This window comes from Streptomyces sp. NPDC005070, from assembly GCF_053600395.1.
Genome location: NZ_JBSFZS010000540.1, coordinates 1 through 1264, shown reverse-complemented (window position 1 = coordinate 1264; position 1264 = coordinate 1). Strand labels below are relative to the sequence as shown.

The following is a 1264-nucleotide window of genomic DNA, read 5'->3' as shown; positions in this document are numbered from 1 at the left end:
GCCGACGGTGACGAAGAGCGCGGGCACCGCCAGTTTGGCGGCGAGCCAGCGGGCCGGGGTGACGGACTGGGGGAGGGCGGGTACGCCGCCGCCCCCTACCTGATGCCGCTCGACAACGACCCGCCGGACGCGGGCGCCATCATGGACGCGACCGGCCTCAAGGCCTTCCAGCTCGCCTTCATCCTCGCTCCCAACGGCGGCGGCTGCACGCCGACTTGGGATGGAACAGCAGCGGTGTCCTCGGACACCGCCGTGCAGTCGGTCGTCAACGCCATCCGCGCCAAGGGCGGCGACGTCTCCGTCTCGATCGGCGGCTACGGCGGCACCAAGCTCGGCCAGGCCTGCTCGGACGCGGCCGCCACCGCCGCCGCGTACCAGCAGGTCATCACCAAGTACGGCCTGCACGCGATCGACTTCGACCTCGAGGAGCCGGAGTACGAGAACACGGCGGCCATCAAGAACGAGATCGGCGCCGCCAAGATCCTCCAGCAGAACAACCCGGGCCTGTACGTGTCCGTCACCACGGCGGGAACGGCCGACGGAACCGGCTGGTTCGGCAAGCAGATGCTGCTGGAGGCGAAGTCGCAGGGCTTCACCCCGAACAACTTCTCCATCATGCCGTTCGACGGCGGCTTCAACGGCGCCGCGTCCCAGACCGGCGCGCTCGCCAACTTCAACACGATCCTCCAGTCGACCTTCGGCTGGGACCAGGCGACCGCGTACGCCCATGAGGGCTTCTCGGGCATGAACGGCCGCAGCGACACCGGCGAGTACTTCTCCCAGGCCGACTTCCAGACGGTGCTGGACTTCGCCACGAGCCACGCCATGGACCGCTTCACCTTCTGGTCCCTGAACCGCGACCGCCAGTGCTCCCCGGCCGACAACGGCGGCCGTACGTCGGGCACTTGCTCCAGCGTGACCCAGAACTCCTGGGACTTCGCGAAGTACTCGGTGAAGTTCGCCGGCGCGACCCCGCCCACCGGCACCCCCACTCCGACGCCCACCCCGACACCGACGCCGACCCCCACCCCGGGCGGCGGCTGCAAGGCGGCCTGGAACGCGGCCACGGTCTACACCGCGGGCAACGAGGCCTCGTACAACCACCACAACTGGAAGGCCAAGTGGTGGACCCAGAACGAGACGCCGACCGGCGTCGACTGGGGTCCGTGGCGCGGCTGGCCGCGGACGGCTATCTGCGTGCCCTCTCGCGGGCCACACCGCCCTCGCAGGCCGAGCACTGGGACGACATCCTGCTGGTGGTCAC

General features: G+C 69.9%; 1 protein-coding gene. It reads left to right on the top strand.

Annotated features, from left to right (window positions below):
- Positions 1 to 66: 66 nt before the first annotated feature.
- Positions 67 to 1264 (top strand): carbohydrate-binding protein (locus ACWEBX_RS40950; RefSeq protein WP_451889755.1); only part of this gene is annotated, 1198 nt, incomplete at its 3' end.